We start from the raw sequence: 14838 nt of genomic DNA, 5'->3' as shown, positions 1-14838 counted from the left end.
CTGGTACTAATAGGCCGAGGGCTTGTCCTCAGTTGCTCGCGTCCACTGTGTTAGTTCTGAAGCAACGAACAGTTGCTGGTTTCTTGAGCTGGAACACAACTACAAAGTGTGCTTGTTCGCTCGAAACCGATAGGGTTTCGGTGGTCATAGCGTTAGGGAAACGCCCGGTTACATTCCGAACCCGGAAGCTAAGCCTTTCAGCGCCGATGGTACTGCAGGGGGGACCCTGTGGGAGAGTAGGACACCGCCGAACAATCTTTCAAAGGACCCTTGGTCCAGCGTTCAACGCTGGACCAAGGGTCCTTTTGTTTTTTCTACCTCTTTACGCCGAAGCGCGGCCATGGGTTGGTTGCGCGAGAATGACTAGCGGTACCCCGAAGACAGGAGTCACACCCATGTCCAACTCTCCCGACGATCGTCCGGAGCGCGAGCCTCGTCGCAACGACGGCGGTGACAGGGGCGGCTACCGCGGGGGCCGTGACGACCGTGGCGGTGACCGTGGTGGTTTCCGTCGCGACGACCGCGGTGGCCGTCCGACCGGTGGTGGCGGCGGTTTCCGCCGTGACGACCGTGGTGGGCGTCCCGCCGGCGGCGGTGACCGTCCCACTGGTGGTGGTTTCCAGCGTCGCGACGACCGTGGTGGCGACCGTCCGAGCTACCCCCGTCGTGACGACCGGGGCGACCGTCCCACTGGTGGTGGTTTCCAGCGTCGCGACGACCGTGGCGGTGACCGTCCGAGCTACCCCCGTCGTGACGACCGGGGCGACCGCCCCACTGGCGGTGGCTACCCGCGCCGCGATGACCGGGGTGGGGACCGTCCCTCGTTCCGTCGTGACGACCGTGGGGGCGACCGTCCCAGCTACCCCCGTCGTGACGACCGCGGTGACCGTCCCACTGGTGGTGGTTTCCAGCGTCGTGACGACCGCGGTGACCGTCCCGCCGGTGGTGGTTTCCAGCGTCGCGACGACCGTGGCGGTGACCGTCCGAGCTACCCCCGTCGCGATGACCGGGGCGACCGTCCCAGCTACCCGCGCCGTGACGATGACCGCGGTGGCTTCCGCGGCGGTCGTGATGACCGTGGCGGTGACCGTCCCAGCTACCCGCGCCGTGATGACCGTGGCGGTGACCGTCCGAGCTACCCGCGTCGCGATGACCGGGGCGACCGTCCGAGCTACCCGCGTCGTGACGACCGTGGTGACCGTCCCGCCGGTGGTGGTTTCCAGCGTCGCGACGACCGCGGCGGTGACCGTCCGAGCTACCCCCGTCGCGATGACCGGGGCGACCGTCCCAGCTACCCGCGCCGTGACGATGACCGCGGTGGCTTCCGCGGCGGTCGTGATGACCGTGGCGGTGACCGCCCGAGCTACCCGCGTCGCGATGACCGGGGCGACCGTCCCAGCTACCCGCGTCGCGACGACCGCGGTGACCGTCCCAGTTACCCGCGTCGTGACGACCGCGGTGACCGTCCCGCCGGTGGTGGTTTCCAGCGTCGCGACGACCGCGGCGGTGACCGTCCGAGCTACCCGCGTCGCGACGACCGTGGCGGTGACCGTCCGAGCTACCCGCGTCGTGACGACCGCGGTGACCGCCCCGCCGGTGGTGGTTTCCAGCGTCGCGACGACCGCGGAGGCGACCGCCCCAGCTACCCCCGTCGCGACGACCGCGGCGGTGACCGCGGCGGCGACCGTGGTGGGTTCCGTGGTGGCCGCGATGACCGCGGTGGCTACCGTGGCCGTGATGACCGTGGCGGGGACCGCGACTTCCGTGCCGACCGCGACCGCGACCCGGTCAAGCGGCTTCCGATCGACGAGGACATCACCGGTCACGAGATCGACGCCGACGTGCGTCAGGAGCTCCTGAGCCTGCCCAAGGGCCTGGCCGAGGAGGTCTCGCGCAACCTGGTCATGGTGGCCCGGCTGATCGACGAGGACCCCGAGCAGGCGTACGCGTACGCCCGTATCGCCCTGCGGCTGGCCTCGCGCGTCGCCGCCGTCCGTGAGGCCGCCGGCTTCGCCGCGTACGCCACGCAGAAGTACAGCGAGGCGCTCGCGGAGTTCCGCGCCGCCAAGCGCATGACCGGTTCCGTCGAGCTGTGGCCCGTCATGGCCGACTGCGAGCGCGGCCTCGGCCGTCCGGAGCGGGCGCTTGCCATGGCCGGTGAGCCCGAGGTGCAGAAGCTGGACAAGGCCGGTCAGGTCGAGATGCGGCTCGTGGCCGCCGGTGCCCGACGGGACATGGGCGAGCTGGACGCCGCCATCGTGACCCTGCAGAGCCCGGAGCTGGCGTCGAACTCCGTGCAGCCGTGGACGGCGCGTCTGCGGTACGCCTACGCCGACGCCCTGCTGGCGGCCGGTCGTGAGGACGAGGCCCGCGAGTGGTTCGCCAAGACGGCCGAGGCCGACAAGGACCAGGCGACGGACGCCTCCGACCGGCTCGCCGAGCTGGACGGGGTCGAGTTCGTGGACGCTTCCCTGCCGGACGACGAGGATGACGTCGAGGGCCTCGAAGCCGCCGACGACCTCGACCTCGACGAGGACGAGGACGAGGACGACGTCCAGGACGACGCCGAGGTGGCGGCCGCCGAGCGTGCCGCCGACCAGGCCGAGTACTACGACGAGGACGACGAGGAGTACGAACCCCTCGACACGGCCTCCGGCGACGAGGACCGGACCGAGGGCCGCGACAAGGCCTGACGGCTGAACTGAAAGGGCGGTACCCCCTTCCCGGGGGTACCGCCCTTTCGCATGTCCGCGGCCGCTCGGTGCCGGTCAGTCCAGGCTGCGCAGTACGAGGCCCGTCGCCGGCTTGGGGCCGAAGGACGTCGACTTGCGGGGCATGGTGACGCCCTGGCGGGCCAGGTCCCGGACCACGTCCTCCCGTACGGGGTGCAGCAGCACCGCCGTGCCGCCGTGGCGTTCGGCCATCTCCACGGTGGCGGCGGCGTCGTGGATGTAGGAGATGTGCTCCGGCTCGTCGGGGATCTGCCACAGGGTGTCGAGGAGGGCGGCGTGCAGGACCGTCGCGTCCAGTCGGCGCCAGGCCTCGGGGCGGTCGTGGCGGACGGTGCGCTCGACGAGGGCCGGGTCCGGATCGGTGACGAGGTGGAAGGTGCCGTCGCCGGTGAGCAGGAAGGCGTTGCCGCGTTCCGACGCGTCGGCGAGGACCTCGAGGGCGAGCGGGAGCGGGCCCTCGACCGGGCGGACCCGGAAGGATCCGCCGAGCGAGGCGAGCGCCTGCGACGTCGGCAGCCGGCGCAGCATCCGGTGGATGGCGCGGACCTGGAGCGGGTAGCGGACGGTGTCCACGAGCAGGACGAGGCCGAAGTCCCAGGGAGTGGGCGAGGGGTGTTCCTGCTGGAGGCGCAGGTACGTCGCCCAGCGGTGGTGTCCGTCGGCGATGAGGGCCTGGCGGTGGCCGAGGTCGGCGGTGACGGCGGCCAGGTCGGCGGGGTCGGTGATGGCCCACAGGCTGTGCCGGAACCCGTCCTCGGTGACGGTGGAGAGCAGCGGTTCCCGTCGGGCGGTCCGTTCGATGACGGCGGCCGCGCCCGTGGCGGGGTCGTCGCCGCGGTAGGTGAGGAGGAGGGGTTCGAGGTTGGCCGAGGTGGCGCGCATCAGGCCGGCGCGGTCGGTGACCACGTGCGGCATGACGTCCTCGTGGGGCAGGACGATCCCGTCCTCGGCGGTGGTCAGGGCCAGGGCGCCGATGACGCCGCGCTGGAGGACTCCGGGCTTGCGCTGCTCGTAGACGTACAGGGCGGGCTCGGGGTCGGCGCTGAGGACGCCTTCGGCGAGCCAGTGGCGCATGGTGCGCGCGGCCTGTTCGTTGCGGGCGGCGGGGGTGTCGGCCTGGGGGAGGATCAGGCGGACGATGTTGTGCGGATCGGCGGATTCGAGGTAGTCGACTCCGTCGGGACGTACGACCACGTCGTAGGGCGGTGAGGTGACGGCGGCCAGGCTGCCGACGCGCTCGGGGTCATAACGCAGTCCGTGGAAGGGGATCAGGCGCAGCCCTCGGTCCGCGATACCAGGTGTGGTCATTGGTGCATGGTAAGACGCGTCTCACGGTGCGGGATGATCGGGGGAGCGACTGAGCAGGGCAGAGCAGGGCACGTACGGACAGAAGCGATCGACGACCGAGTGGACCAGGGAGCGGACACGATGACCCGGCAGAGCAGGACCAGTCCCGCGGGCAGTGAGCGGAGTCTGCACCAGGCGTACGACACGGCCCTGCTGGACCTGGACGGGGTGGTGTACGCCGGCGGCCGGGCCATCGCGCACGCGGTGGAGTCGCTGGGGGCCGCCCGGGCGCATGGCATGCACCTGGCGTACGTCACCAACAACGCGTTGCGGACCCCGGACGCCGTCGCGGAGCACCTGTGCGAGCTGGGCATTCCGACGGAGGCGGGCGAGGTGATCACCTCGGCGCAGGCGGTGGCGCGGCTGATCGCCGATCAGGTGGCGCCGGGGTCGAAGGTGCTGGTGATCGGCGGGGAGGGGCTGCGGGTCGCGCTGCGGGAGCGCGGGCTGGTGCCGGTGGAGTCGGCCGACGAGGAGGACCTGGCGGCGGTCGTGCAGGGGTACGGGGGCCCGGACCTGGCGTGGGGGCGGTTCGCGGAGGCCTCGTACGCGGTCAGCCGCGGGGTGCCCTGGTACGCCTCGAACACGGACCTGACGATCCCGGGCGCGCGCGGGATCGCGCCGGGCAACGGGGCCGCCGTGGAGGTGGTACGGATCGCCACGGGTGCGGAGCCGCAGGTGGCGGGCAAGCCGCTGCCGCCGATGCACCGGGAGACGGTCCTTCGGACGGGGGCGCAGCGGCCGCTGGTGGTGGGGGACCGGCTGGACACCGACATCGAGGGGGCGTTCAACGGGGAGGTGGATTCGCTGCTGGTGCTGACCGGGGTGACGGACGCGGCGCAGCTGCTGCGGGCCGAGCCGAAGCACCGGCCGACGTACGTGGACCGGGATCTGCGGGGGCTGTTGACCGGGCAGCCGGAGGTGGTGGCGGCCGGGGACGGGTTCCGCTGCGGTGCGTGGACGGCAGTGGCGATGGACGGCGCACTCGCTGTGCGCGGGGAGGACGGTGACCCCTTGGACGGGCTTCGGGCGCTGTGTGCGGCGGCCTGGACGGCGGCGGGGGAGGGTTCTTCGGCGCTGGACGCGGGGAAGGCGCTGGCGCGGCTGGGGTTGTAGGCCGTACCCGGGCCCTGACCGGCGGCTTCCCAGTCGTGCAGGATAGGCTAACCTAACTTGCGTGTTGGTCGAGAGTCCCCCCGAAGTGAGCGCCGCGCCCGTCGTCGCCTCCCGTGCCCGCCAGGGCGCCCGTGCCGTCGGCCTGTTGGCCGCGCTCGCGGTGCTGGCCGCGGTCGCGGTGGCGAGCATCGCCGTGGGCGCCAGGCAGATGCCCCTCGACCAGGTCTGGCACGGCCTGTTCCACTACGCGGGCACCCCGGGCGACGTGGTGGTGCGCGACCTGCGGGTCCCGCGGACCCTGCTCGGCGTGCTGGTGGGTCTCGGCCTCGGACTGTCGGGCGCGGTGATGCAGGCGCTGACCCGCAACCCGCTCGCCGAACCCGGCATCCTCGGCGTCAACGCGGGCGCCGCGGCCGCCGTCGTCTCGGCGATCAGCTTCCTCGGCGCCTCCACGCTCGGCGAGTTCGTGTGGTGGGCCTTCCTCGGAGCGGGCGTCGTCTCGGTCGTCGTGTACGTGCTCGGCGGCAGCCGCAGCGCGACGCCGGTGCGCCTCGCGCTCGCCGGTACGGCGGCCAGTGCCGCCCTGGTCGGCTACATCAACTCCGTGCAGCTGATGGACAGCAAGGCCCTGGACAAGCTCCGCTTCTGGACGGTCGGTTCGCTGGCGTCGGCCAACATGGACACCGTCCGGCAAGTCGCCCCGTTCCTGCTGGTCGGTGCGGTGATGGCGTTTTCGCTCGGCCGGCCGCTCAACGCCATGGCGATGGGTGACGACACCGCTCGGGCGCTCGGCGCGAACCTGACGTGGACCCGGATCGGCGCGATGGCCGCCATCACCCTGCTGTGCGGGGCGGCGACCGCCGCCTGCGGGCCGATCACCTTCATCGGGCTGATGGTCCCGCACCTGGTGCGGCTGATCACCGGCCCGGACATGCGCTGGGTCCTGGCCTATTCCGCAGTGCTGTCCCCCGTACTGCTGCTGGGCGCCGACGTCATCGGACGGGTCGTCACCCGCCCGGCCGAGCTACAGGTCGGCATCGTCACCGCGCTCGTCGGCGGCCCGGTCTTCATCTACCTCGTCCGGCGCAAGAGGATGGCCCAGCTGTGACGCAGACGACGAACGCGAAGCCGGACGGGTCGACGGCGAGCCGGTCGCGGGTGCTGCGCGGGCCCGGCGGGACCGCGCTGCGGCTCGAGCCGCGCGCCCTGGTCGCCGGGCTGCTGCTGGCGGCCGTGGCGCTGGTCATGGCGATCGTGCTGATCGGCACCGGCGACTTCGAGATCGCGCCCTGGGACGTGGTGCGGACCCTGCTGGGCGAGGGCAGCCCCGCCGACGACTTCATCGTCAACGACCTGCGGCTGCCCAGGGTGCTGGTCGCCGTGCTCGTCGGGGCGGCGCTCGGGATGGCCGGCGCCGTCTTCCAGTCCGTGTCCCGCAACCCGCTGGGCTCCCCCGACCTGCTGGGGTTCAGCTACGGGTCGGCGGTCGGCGCGCTCGCCGTCATCACCCTCTTCCAGGGCGGCTCCGCCGCGGTTGCGGCGGGGGCGGTGGCCGGCGGCCTGCTGACGGGCGCCGCCGTGTACCTCGTCGCGTACAGGCAGGGCATCCACGGCTACCGGCTCGTGCTCGTCGGCATCGGGGCCAGCGCGATGCTCCTCGCCCTCATCCAGTACCTGCTGACCAAGGCGAAACTCGTCGACGCGACCCGGGCGATGGTCTGGCTGACCGGCTCGCTGGCCGGCCGGGACTGGTCGCAGGTGTGGCCGCTGCTGGCGACGTGCGCGGTGGTGTTCCCGCTCGTCCTCGGGCAGGGCAGGGCGCTGCGGATGATGGAGATGGGCGACGACGCCGCGTACGCCCTGGGCGTCGGCGTGGAGCGGACCCGGATGCTGCTGATGGCGGCGGCGATCGTACTGACCACGGCGGCCTCCGCCGCGGCCGGCCCGATCAGCTTCGTCGCGCTGGCCGCGCCCCAGCTGGCCCGGCGCCTGACCCGCTCCAGCGGGCCGAACCTGCTCGCCGGCGCGCTGATGGGCTCCGTGCTGCTGCTGGTGTCGGACTGGGCCTCGCAGCGGGCCTTCGGGGCGGACCAGCTGCCGGTGGGCGTGGTGACCGGGCTGGTCGGCGGGGTCTACCTGCTCTGGCTGCTCGTCAGCGAACGCAAGGCGGGACGTATATGAGCGACTCAAGGAGTGGGCAAGTGCAGCAGCGGCTGACCGCGCGGAACGTGACCCTCGGCTACGACCAGCGGGTCATCGCCGAGGACCTCTCGGTGGAGATCCCCGACAACTCCTTCACGGTGATCGTCGGCCCCAATGCCTGCGGCAAGTCCACGCTGCTGCGCGCCCTGTCGCGGATGCTGAAACCGTCGGCCGGGCAGGTCCTGCTGGACGGCCAGGCCATCGCCTCGATGCCGGCGAAGAAGGTGGCCAAGACCCTCGGGCTGCTCCCGCAGTCCTCGATCGCGCCCGACGGCATCACCGTCGCCGACCTCGTCTCGCGCGGCCGCTACCCGCACCAGGGGCTGCTGCGGCAGTGGTCGCAGCACGACGAGCAGGTCGTCGCCGAGTCGATGGCCGCGACCGGTGTCGCGGAGCTGTCCGGCCGGGCGGTGGACGAGCTGTCGGGCGGGCAGCGCCAGCGCGTGTGGATCGCGATGGCGCTGGCACAGCAGACCCCGCTGCTGCTGCTGGACGAGCCGACCACCTACCTGGACATCCAGCACCAGCTCGACGTCCTGGACCTGTGCGCCGAGCTGCACGAGAACCAGGGCCGGACGCTGGTCGCGGTGCTCCACGACCTCAACCACGCCGCCCGCTACGCCACGCACCTCATCGCGCTGCGCGGCGGGGTCGTCGTGGCCGAGGGTCCGCCCGCCGAGGTGGTCACCGCCGAGCTGGTGGAGGAGGTGTTCGGGCTGCGCTGCCAGATCATCCAAGACCCGGAGACCGGTACGCCCCTGGTGATCCCGGCCGCCCGCAAGGCCCGTACGGGGCTGGCCGCCTGAGCCGGGTGCCGGGGCTCAGAGCAGGCTTTTCAGGCGGAGCAGGTCACGGAAACCGGCCTCCAGCCTGACCCGGCCAGAGGCCCAGGCCCGGGCGAACCGCAGCTCGCCCGCGACCAGCGCGAGCAGGTCGTCGCCCGTCATCGCGAGCCGGATCTCCGCCTTGGCGGCGGGCGGCCCGGGGGTGAGGGCGTCGACCCGGATCCGGCCCCCGTCGAGGCGGCCGGTGAACGTCTGGTCCAGGTCGGTGATGTGGCAGCTGAGGGACCGGTCGAGCGCGACCGCGCCGCGGACGTCGCCCTCGGCGCCGGCCAGGTTGTCTGAGAGTCGGTCGAGCGCCTCGCGGCACTCCTCGGTGGTAGCCATCGTGATCCCGACCGTACCGCAGAGCCATGCGTGGTCGCGGCGCGCTTCGCGGTAGCGTCGGGGCATGACCGACCGAGCACCGCAAGCCGCCGCGGACGTACCCGGGGCCCCCGCCGAGCCCGCCGGGCCCGCGCCGCTGGGCGTCGTACGCACCCCCACCGGCCACGCCGGGGTGGACGGTCTCCTGGAGCGGCTGGCGGCCGTCGACCACCTCACGGCGGACGGACACGCCGAGGTGTACGAGGATGTGCACAGGGGGTTGCGCGACGCGCTGACCGCGCTGGACGCACCGCCCGTCCCCGGACCGTACGAAAACAGGAGCTGAACCGAACGTGGCAGGAGTGGCACGCCGCCGCCTGGACGCCGAACTGGTACGCCGCAGCATGGCCCGCTCGCGGGAGCACGCGGCCCAGCTGATCGCCGCGGGCCGGGTGACCGTGGGGGGCACCACCGCCACCAAGGCGGCCACCCAGGTCGAGACCAGCGCCGCCCTCGTCGTCCTCAAGGACGACAGCGACCCCGACTACGTCTCCCGGGGCGGCCACAAACTGGCCGGTGCCCTCGCGGCCTTCCGGCCGCAGGGCCTGGTGGTCGAGGGCCGCCGGGCGCTGGACGCCGGCGCCTCCACCGGCGGCTTCACGGACGTGCTGCTGCGCGCCGGGGTCGACCACGTCATGGCCGTGGACGTGGGCTACGGGCAGCTCGCCTGGTCCCTGCAGAGCGACGACCGGGTCACCGTCAAGGACCGCACCAACGTCCGGGAGCTGACCGTCGAGCTGCTCGACGGGGTTCCCGTGGACCTGGTCGTCGGTGACCTGTCCTTCATCTCCATCGGCCTGGTGCTGCCCGCGCTCGTACGGTGCTGCGCGCCCGGCGCGGACCTGGTGCTGATGGTCAAGCCGCAGTTCGAGGTCGGCAAGGACCGCCTCGGCAGCGGCGGAGTGGTGCGCAGCCCCGAGCTGCGCGCCGAAGCCGTACGGGACGTCGCGGCGCAGGCCTGGAAGCTGGGGCTGGGGGTGCTCGGGGTGACCGCGAGCCCGCTGCCCGGGCCGTCGGGCAACGTCGAGTACTTTCTGTGGCTGCGGGCGGGCGCACCGGCACTCGACCCGGGGGATGTCGATCGTGCAGTGGCGGAGGGGCCGCAGTGACCGATGCAGCGGGAACGTCAGAAGCGGGAACGTCAGGAACGGGGACGGCGGAAGCGGGGGCGCCGGGAGCGGGCACGACGGATTCGACCGCGGGGCGGACCGTCTTCCTCGTCGCGCACACGGGACGGCCGGCGGCCATCCGCAGCGCCGAACTCGTCGTGCAGGGGCTGCTCAAGTCGGGGCTGGGCGTACGGGTCCTCGCCGACGAGGCGGTGGACCTGCCGCTGGCGCCCGGAGTGGAGCTGGTCGCCGAGGCCACGCCCGAGGCCCTGGAGGGCTGCGAGCTGCTCATCGTGCTGGGCGGCGACGGAACCTTGCTGCGCGGTGCGGAGTTCGCGCGCGGCTCGGGGGTGCCGATGCTGGGCGTCAACCTGGGCCGGGTGGGGTTCCTCGCCGAGGCGGAGCGGGACGACCTGGACAAGGTCGTGGACCGGGTGGTGACGCGCGCGTACGAGGTCGAGGAGCGGATGACCCTCGACGTGCTGGTGCGGACCAACGGTGACGTGCTCCACCGGGACTGGGCGCTGAACGAGGCCGCCGTCCAGAAGGTGTCCCCGGAGCGGATGCTGGAGGTGGTCCTGGAGATCGACGGGCGCCCGGTGTCGGGTTTCGGCTGCGACGGGATCGTCTGCGCGACGCCGACGGGCTCGACGGCGTACGCGTTCTCGGCGGGCGGGCCGGTGGTGTGGCCGGAGGTGGAGGCGCTGCTGATGGTGCCGATCAGCGCGCACGCGCTGTTCGCGAAGCCACTGGTGACCTCGCCGAACTCGGTGCTGGCGGTGGAGGTGCAGCCCGGGACTCCGCACGGGGTGCTGTGGTGTGACGGACGGCGCACGCTGGAGCTGCCGTCCGGGGCGCGGGTGGAGGTGCGGCGCGGGACGGTGCCCGTGCGGCTCGCCCGGCTGCACCACGCGTCCTTCACCGACCGGCTGGTGGCGAAGTTCGCCCTGCCCGTCTCGGGGTGGCGCGGGGCGCCGCACTAGGACCCGCCGTGTCAGGACCTGCCGCGTCAGGACTTGCCGCGTCAGGACCTGCCCGGCGGCGTTATTAGCACGTCCGTTCGGGAAACTCCCGGAGGGTGACGTCGCATGGCACCGCTGAAACCTCGGTATCGTCGTCCCGTGCTTGAGGAGATGCGGATACGGTCGCTCGGGGTCATCGACGACGCGGTGGTCGAGCTGTCGCCCGGTTTCACCGCGGTGACCGGCGAGACCGGCGCGGGCAAGACGATGGTCGTCACCAGCCTCGGGCTGCTGCTCGGCGGTCGCGCCGACCCGGCCCTGGTACGGATCGGGTCCAAGGCGGCCGTGGTCGAGGGCCGCGTCGTGCTGCCGGCCGGCGCCTCCGCCGCCCTGCGGGCCGAGGAGGCGGGGGCGGAGCTCGACGACGGCGCCCTGCTGATCAGCCGGACCATCTCCGCCGAGGGACGCTCGCGCGCCCACGTCGGCGGCCGCTCCGTACCCGTCGGACTGCTCGCCGAACTCGCCGACGATCTCGTCGCCGTCCACGGACAGACCGACCAGCAGGGACTGCTGCGCCCGGCCCGCCAGCGCCAGGCGCTCGACCGGTACGCCGGGGACGCGGTCGCCGTCCCGCTGGAGAAGTACACCGGCGCCTACCGGCGGCTGCGCGCGGTCGCCGCCGAACTGGAGGAGATCACCACCCGGGCCCGGGAACGCGCCCAGGAGGCGGACCTGCTGCGGTTCGGACTGGACGAGATCGCGGCCGTCGAACCCCTGCCCGGCGAGGACGCCGAACTGGCGGCCGAGGCCGAGCGGCTGGGCCACGCCGAATCCCTCGCCTCGGCGGCGCAGGCCGCCCACGCCGCCCTCGCGGGCAATCCGGAGGACCCGGAGGGCATCGACGCCAACACGCTCGTCGCGGGCGCGCACCGGGCGCTGGAGTCCGTACGGGCCCACGACCCGGCGCTGGGCGCGCTCGCGGAGCGCATCGGGGAGCTGGGCATCCTGCTGGCCGACGTGGCCGGGGAACTCGCCGGGTACGCCGACGACCTCGACGCCGACCCGCTGAGGCTGGCCGCGGTGGAGGAACGCCGGGCGGCCCTCACCCAGCTCACCCGCAAGTACGGGGACTCCATCGACGCCGTCCTCCAGTGGGCCCAGCAGGGCTCCGCGCGGCTGCTGGAACTGGACGGCGACGACGGGCGGATCGCGGAGCTGACCGTGGAGCGGGACGGGCTGCGGTCCGAACTCTCGCAGCTGGCACAGGCGTTGACGGATGCCCGAGTGGAGGCGGCCTCGCGGTTCGCGTCCGACGTCACGGCCGAGCTGGCCTCGCTGGCGATGCCGCACGCCCGGGTCACCTTCGACATCCGCCAGAGCGAGGTCGCCGCCGACGGGGACGCGGTGGAGGTCGACGGCCGGCCCGTCGCGTACGGTCCCGCGGGCGCCGACGAGGTGGAGCTGCTGCTGGCCCCCCACCCGGGCGCGCAGCCCAGGCCGATCGCCAAGGGGGCCTCGGGCGGTGAGCTGTCGCGGGTCATGCTGGCGGTGGAGGTCGTCTTCGCCGGGTCGGACCCGGTGCCGACGTACCTCTTCGACGAGGTCGACGCGGGCGTCGGCGGCAAGGCGGCCGTGGAGGTCGGGCGCCGGCTCGCGAAGCTGGCCCGCTCGGCGCAGGTCGTCGTCGTCACCCACCTGCCCCAGGTGGCGGCCTTCGCTGACCGGCAACTGCTGGTGGAGAAGACCGTCGACGGATCGGTGACGCGCAGCGGGGTCACGGTGCTGGAGGGCGAGGACCGGGTCCGCGAACTGTCGCGGATGCTGGCCGGCCAGGAGGACTCCGAGACCGCGCGCGCACACGCCGAGGAGCTGCTGGCGGCGGCCCGCGCGGACGGTTAGACGTCCCGGGGGCGGCCCGGCTGTCGCCCGTGTGGGTGAGGCCGGGGGGTGCCCGGCGCCATCTCCCGCGGGATCCGCGCCCGTATGGGCACGGAACGCGCGTGCGGACTGGCATCCTGGGCGACGTCTCTGACTCCCTCACCCTGGAGCTTCGGCCCGTGAGCAGCTCCCCGGTTTCGTCACCCGTGCCCGCGCAGCCGTACGGGCGTGAACCGCTGCGTACCGTCCAAGTCCTGGGTGGTGCCGGGGCGGGGAGCTGTGCGCACGTGCGCTCCCTCGCGACGGGGCTCGCCGCGCGGGGCGTACGGGTCACGGTGTGCGCCCCCGCCGAGGCGGAAGGCGCGTACGACTTCACCGGCGCCGGGGCCGAGTTCACGCCCGACGCGGCGGCCGCTCTGCGGGCCGCCTGTGCGGGGGCCGACCTGGTGCACGCGCACGGGGTGCGGGCGGGGATGCGGGCCGCGCTGGCGCTGCGCGGATACCGGCCCGGACGGCGGGCACCGCTGGTGGTGACCTGGCACGGCGGCGCCCCCGAAGCGGCCGGCCCGCTCGGACAGATGAGCCGGCTGATGGAACGGCACGTGGCGCGGGCGGCGTCCGTGGTGCTGGGCGCCTCTTCCGACCAGGTCGACCTGGCACGGCTGCGCGGGGCGCGGGACGCCCGGCTGGCAGCGGTGGCCGTACCGGTGGCGGCGGGGCCGGAGCCGGCCGTGGAGCCGGAGAAGGTGCGGGCGGAACTGGGGGTGGTGGAGCGGCCGTTGGTGATCGCGGTCGGCAGCCTGGTGGCGCGGCGGGGGTACGGGCTGCTGCTGGAGGCGGCGCGGGAGTGGCGGGCGCTGGACCCCGTACCGCTGCTGGTGATCGCGGGGGAGGGGCCGCTGCGGGCGGAGCTGACCCGGCGCATCGAGGCGGAGGGCCTGCCGGTGCGGCTGCTGGGGCGGCGCCGGGACGCGGACCGGCTGCTGGCGGCGGCGGACGTGGCGGTGCTGCCGAGCCGCTGGGAGGGCAGGTCGCTGCTGGCGCAGGAGGCCCTGCGGGCGGGGGTGGCGCTGGTGGCCACGCGGGTGGGGGGCGTGCCGGAACTGGTCGGGGAGGCGGCGGTGCTGGTGCCGTACGGGGACGCGGGGGCGCTGGCGTCCGCGGTGACGGCCCTGCTCGCGGACCCCGCCCGCCGGGTGGCTCTCGCCGCGGCGGGGCGTGCGCAGGCGGCGACGTGGCCCTCGGAGGACGACACGGTGGCCCAGGTCCTGTCGGTCTACGACGAACTGACGGCCCGCCGCCGAGCCTGACCCGCCCTGCGGTGCCGGTGGTCAGGGCCCTGCGGGGCTGTCCCCTCCCCGCCCTTCCCCCGTTCCCTGGGCCTCCGCCCCAGCCCCCGCGCCTCAATCGCCGGCGGGGCTGGTGTCGCGGGCACGGCCCGGTCCCCGCGCTTCGAACGCCGGCGGGGCTGCTTGTGCCGGCCTCCGCCTCAATCGCCGGCGGGGCTGGTATTGCGGGCTCGGTCCGGTCCTGCGCCTCGAACGCGGGTGGGGCTGTTCATGCCGGCCTGCGCCTCAATCGCCGGTGGGGCTGGTATTGCGGGCTTGGCCCGGCCCCTGCGCCTCGAGCGCCGGTGGGGCTGTTCATGCCGGCCCGCGCCTCAATCGCCGGCGGGGCTGGTATCGCGTGCTCGGCCCGGTCCTGCGGCTCAAGCGCCGGTGGGGCTGGTATTGCGGGCTCGGCCCGGTCCCCGCGCTTCGAACGCCGGCGGGGCTGCTTGTGCCGGCCTGCGCCTCAATCGCCGGCGGGGCTGGTGTTGCGGGCTCGGTCCGGTCCTGCGCCTCGAACGCGGGTGGGGCTGTTCATGCCGGCCTGCGCCTCAATCGCCGGTGGGGCTGGTATTGCGGGCTCGGCCCGGCCCCCGCGCCTCGAACGCTCGTGGGGCTGGTGTTGTGGGCTCGGTCCGGTTCCCGCGCTTCGAACGCCGGCGGGGCTGCTTGTGCCGGCCTGCGCCTCAAGCGCCGGTGGGCTGGTGGTGGCGGGCGCCGGCAAATCCAGCCTCGCCGGCGTTTGAGGCGCGGGGTCTGGGGCGGAGCCCCAGGACGACGGCCGGTTCGTCCGCTGCGGGCCGCGGCCACCGGCGGCCGTGGCCCGCAACCCCGCCCCGGCTCCGCCGGACGGAGTCCGGCGCAGCGGCGCGAAGCCGGTAAGGCGCCCTCGCGCCGAGCCGTGCGAGCGGCGCGTCAAAAGGGGTGGCGCCCTCGCGCCGAGCCGTGCGGGCGGC

Annotated in this window: 12 protein-coding genes, 1 rRNA gene and 1 pseudogene; 12 read left to right on the top strand and 2 right to left on the bottom strand. The window is 73.7% G+C overall.

What is annotated here, in order from left to right:
* Positions 1 to 136 precede the first annotated feature (136 nt).
* From rrf to IE207_RS18865, 3 genes and pseudogenes are all read left to right on the top strand, one after another.
* A 5S ribosomal RNA gene (rrf, locus tag IE207_RS18875) occupies positions 137 to 253 on the top strand.
* Between the two features lie 184 nt (positions 254 to 437).
* Positions 438 to 1625, top strand: a pseudogene (locus tag IE207_RS33220) (hypothetical protein); the annotation flags it as partial.
* Between the two features lie 216 nt (positions 1626 to 1841).
* Positions 1842 to 2693, top strand: a complete 852-nt coding sequence (locus IE207_RS18865) for a tetratricopeptide repeat protein (protein WP_190185394.1) — start codon at positions 1842 to 1844, stop codon at positions 2691 to 2693.
* Positions 2694 to 2768: 75 nt separating this feature from the next.
* Here IE207_RS18865 and IE207_RS18860 read toward each other — a convergent pair whose 3' ends face one another.
* Entirely contained in the window at positions 2769 to 4040 is a 1272-nt protein-coding gene (locus tag IE207_RS18860) for a DUF1015 family protein (protein ID WP_190185393.1), read from the bottom strand.
* A gap of 120 nt (positions 4041 to 4160) precedes the next feature.
* Between IE207_RS18860 and IE207_RS18855 the strand changes: the two genes are divergently transcribed.
* From IE207_RS18855 to IE207_RS18840, 4 genes are all read left to right on the top strand, one after another.
* The gene (locus tag IE207_RS18855) at positions 4161 to 5195 is read left to right on the top strand and encodes an HAD-IIA family hydrolase (protein ID WP_190185392.1); all 1035 of its coding nucleotides are present in this window, start codon (positions 4161 to 4163) and stop codon (positions 5193 to 5195) included.
* Between the two features lie 61 nt (positions 5196 to 5256).
* Entirely contained in the window at positions 5257 to 6303 is a 1047-nt protein-coding gene (locus IE207_RS18850; protein WP_190185391.1) for a FecCD family ABC transporter permease, read from the top strand.
* Positions 6300 to 7376 (top strand): FecCD family ABC transporter permease, encoded by a 1077-nt coding sequence (locus IE207_RS18845; protein WP_190185390.1) that lies wholly within the window; start codon positions 6300 to 6302, stop codon positions 7374 to 7376. Before IE207_RS18850 ends, IE207_RS18845 begins: the two co-directional genes overlap by 4 nt.
* Positions 7373 to 8203: an ABC transporter ATP-binding protein gene (locus tag IE207_RS18840; RefSeq protein WP_190185389.1), complete on the top strand. Its 831-nt coding sequence runs from the start codon at positions 7373 to 7375 to the stop codon at positions 8201 to 8203. Before IE207_RS18845 ends, IE207_RS18840 begins: the two co-directional genes overlap by 4 nt.
* A 15-nt stretch (positions 8204 to 8218) precedes the next feature.
* Here IE207_RS18840 and IE207_RS18835 read toward each other — a convergent pair whose 3' ends face one another.
* Positions 8219 to 8566 (bottom strand): SCP2 sterol-binding domain-containing protein, encoded by a 348-nt coding sequence (locus IE207_RS18835; protein ID WP_190185388.1) that lies wholly within the window; start codon positions 8564 to 8566, stop codon positions 8219 to 8221.
* A gap of 64 nt (positions 8567 to 8630) precedes the next feature.
* On the opposite strand from IE207_RS18835, the gene IE207_RS18830 reads away from it, so the two are divergent.
* The 5 genes from IE207_RS18830 (at position 8631) to IE207_RS18810 (ending at position 13864) form a co-directional block, all read left to right on the top strand.
* Positions 8631 to 8891, top strand: coding sequence for a hypothetical protein (locus IE207_RS18830; protein ID WP_190185387.1), 261 nt, complete (start codon positions 8631 to 8633; stop codon positions 8889 to 8891).
* Between the two features lie 7 nt (positions 8892 to 8898).
* On the top strand, positions 8899 to 9714 hold the full coding sequence (locus IE207_RS18825; protein ID WP_190185386.1) for a TlyA family RNA methyltransferase: 816 nt from the start codon (positions 8899 to 8901) through the stop codon (positions 9712 to 9714).
* Positions 9711 to 10697 (top strand): NAD kinase, encoded by a 987-nt coding sequence (locus IE207_RS18820; RefSeq protein ID WP_268250190.1) that lies wholly within the window; start codon positions 9711 to 9713, stop codon positions 10695 to 10697. The genes IE207_RS18825 and IE207_RS18820 overlap by 4 nt, the downstream gene beginning before the upstream one ends.
* Positions 10698 to 10802: 105 nt before the next feature.
* Positions 10803 to 12575, top strand: coding sequence for a DNA repair protein RecN (recN, locus tag IE207_RS18815; protein ID WP_190185385.1), 1773 nt, complete (start codon positions 10803 to 10805; stop codon positions 12573 to 12575).
* A gap of 158 nt (positions 12576 to 12733) precedes the next feature.
* On the top strand, positions 12734 to 13864 hold the full coding sequence (locus IE207_RS18810; protein ID WP_190185431.1) for a glycosyltransferase family 4 protein: 1131 nt from the start codon (positions 12734 to 12736) through the stop codon (positions 13862 to 13864).
* Positions 13865 to 14838 lie beyond the last annotated feature (974 nt).

This window comes from Streptomyces cirratus (assembly GCF_014650775.1).
GTDB lineage: Bacteria > Actinomycetota > Actinomycetes > Streptomycetales > Streptomycetaceae > Streptomyces > Streptomyces cirratus.
The sequence above is the reverse complement of the archived record's forward strand: the minus strand, read 5'-3'. Positions and strand labels throughout refer to the sequence as shown.